Origin of the sequence: Kitasatospora sp. NPDC007106, assembly GCF_040634455.1 — a bacterium.
In the GTDB taxonomy this organism is placed as follows: domain Bacteria; phylum Actinomycetota; class Actinomycetes; order Streptomycetales; family Streptomycetaceae; genus Kitasatospora; species Kitasatospora arboriphila.
The window spans coordinates 1-2,430 of the sequence record NZ_JBEYFP010000850.1 but is presented as its reverse complement, the minus strand read 5'-3'; the positions used below and the strand labels follow the sequence as shown (position 1 = coordinate 2,430).

At 73.2% G+C, this 2,430-nt stretch carries 2 protein-coding genes; one reads left to right on the top strand and one right to left on the bottom strand.

The features are described 5' to 3' along the window. Positions 1 to 364: 364 nt before the first annotated feature. A complete protein-coding gene (locus tag ABZ641_RS33210) occupies positions 365 to 1,369 on the bottom strand; it encodes a stage II sporulation protein M (RefSeq protein ID WP_344622046.1) in 1,005 nt (334 codons plus the stop codon). A 111-nt stretch (positions 1,370 to 1,480) separates the two neighbouring features. On the opposite strand from ABZ641_RS33210, the gene ABZ641_RS33205 reads away from it, so the two are divergent. After that, on the top strand, positions 1,481 to 2,430 hold a 950-nt coding region (locus ABZ641_RS33205), incomplete at its 3' end, for an RDD family protein (protein WP_359987913.1).

Below are 2,430 nucleotides of genomic sequence, written 5' to 3'. Positions count from 1 at the left end.
GGACACTTCCTTCGGACCGCCTTCCAGCGGACCCTCCGGGCGTTTCGCTCTTTCGTGTTTCCAGCTTATCAGATCCGCGCCCGGCCGTTTTACCGACCGTTTGTTTCTCGGATTCCCACTGGGGGGATTTCCTTCGACTTCGCACAGAAGCTTATCAAAAGCTTCGGAGTGCTCAGTCCCGGGATTTGTCTTCGCCGGGTGGCGGTCCGAACGGACGCTCTGCCCTGGCTCGACGGTGTCGTAGACACTACGCCTGGTTCCGGCCGTTGTCCAGCCATCCCCAACCGTTCAAACCTACTAGCCCGTCAAATCCACGTCAATGGTCTTCGGGATGATCAAGAGCGTACCAGGCACCGGGCCGGTCTCAGGCCGCGACGGGCTGGAGGTCCGTGCGGTCGGCCGCCTCCACGTCGCCGAACTCGCCGGAGGCAGCGGCGCGGCGGCCGAGCACCAGGGCGTACAGCAGGAACAACACCTCGACGGTGACGCCGATCGAGATCCGTGCCCAGGTGGGCAGGCCGGAGGGGGTCACGAAGGCCTCGATGGCGCCGGTGACCATGAGCACCGCGGCCAGGCCGATGGCCATGCCGATAGCGGCCCGGCCCTCCTCGGCCAGGGCCGCGGAGCGGGTGCGGCGGCCCGGGTCGACGACCGTCCAGCCCAGGCGCAGGCCGACGCCGGCCGCCACGAAGACGGCGGTGAGCTCCAGCAGGCCGTGCGGGAGCAGCAGTCCGAGGAAGAGGTCGAGGCGGCCGGCGGAGGACATCAGGCCGAGGCCGATCCCGAGGTTCATCACGTTACCGAAGAGGACCCAGAGCACGGGGATGCCGAGCAGCACGCCGAAGACCAGGCACTGGGCGGCGACCCATGCGTTGTTGGTCCACACCTGGAAGGCGAAGGAGGTGGCCGGGTGCTCGGAGTAGTACGCCTCGAAGCCGCCGCCCGGGCGTGTCATCTCGCGGAGCTGCTCGGGCGCACCGAGGCTGGCGCGGACCTCGGGATGGCTGGAGACCCACCAGGCGATGAGGGCGCTGAGCAGCAGGGAGAGGACGCCGACCGGGATCCACCACCAGCGGGCGCGGTAGAGGGCGGCCGGGAAGCCGACGGTGAAGTAGCGGCCTGCGTCCCGCCAGGAGGAGGTGCGGGCGCCCGTCACGGCGCTGCGGCCGCGGGCGACGAGCGTGGTGAGGCGGCCCTCCAGGACGGGGTCGGGTGCGGCCGTCTGGACCTGGGCGAGGTGGCCGGTGGCGCGTTGGTAGAGCGCGATGAGCTCGTCCGCCTCGGCGCCGCTCGGCCTGCGCCGCCGGCTCAGGGTCTCCAGTCGGCGCCACTCCTCCTGGTGCGAGGCGACGAAGACGTCCAGGTCCATGCGGCTCACTTCCACGGGGCGGCGAGGGCGGGGGCTGGCCTAGCTTGCCAGAGGCGGGCAGCCGTATGTTTGGCCGCCGGGGATCACGAACGGAACGGATGGGGGGACGCGGTGAGCGACCTGGTGACGGGCGAGGCCGTCGTCCTGGGGCTGCGGGCGGCGAAGGTGCCCAGCCGGGCACTGGCGATCGCCCTGGACCTGGCCGTGGAGACGGTGGCGCTGATGGTCACCGGCACGGTGGTGCTCGCCGCGCTGCCGGCGCTGGACGAGGCGGCCGCCGCTGCGGTGGTGCTCGGCCTGAGCGTGTTCTTCCTGCTGGGGCTGCCCGTGCTGGTCGAGACGCTGTCGCGCGGACGCTCGCTGGGCAAGCTGGCACTCGGCCTGCGGGTGGTACGGACGGACGGCGGGCCGGTGCGCTTCCGGCACGCGCTGGTGCGCGGGCTGGTCTCGGTGCTGGAGATCCAGATGTCCGTGGGCACGGTGGCCGTGATCGCCTCGCTGGTCTCTCCGCAGGGCCGCCGGCTGGGCGACGTCTTCGCGGGCACGCTGGTGGTGCGGGAGCGGCTGCCGCAGGCCGCGCGGGCGCAGTCGGCGCTGCCGGCGGCTCCCCCGGCGCTGCTGCACGCGATCGGCGAGCAGCTGGTGGCACTGGACTTCTCGGCGGTGCCGGACGGACTGTGGCTGGCGGTGCGGCAGTTCCTGGGCCGGCTCGGCCAGCTCGACCCGGCGGTGGCGGCGGGGATGGCGGAGCGGCTCGCGGCCGACCTCGCCGGGCGGACGGGCCGTCCGGTGCCGTACGGCGTGCATCCGGCGGCCTACCTGTCGGCCGTCCTCACCGAGCGGCAGCGGCGCGAGTGGGAGCGGGCCGCCGAGGCGGCCCGCCGGCAGCAGTCCCCCGCCCCGGGCGGTCCGGCTCCCGCGGCGGCTCCCGCACAGGGCCCGTACGCACCGCAGGTCCCGCACACCGCTCCGATCACGGAGGCCCCGCCGGCCCCGTATGCGCCGCCGCTGCCTCCCCAGCAGACTCCCGTCCCGCCGCAGGCGCCCCCGGCGCCTGCGGC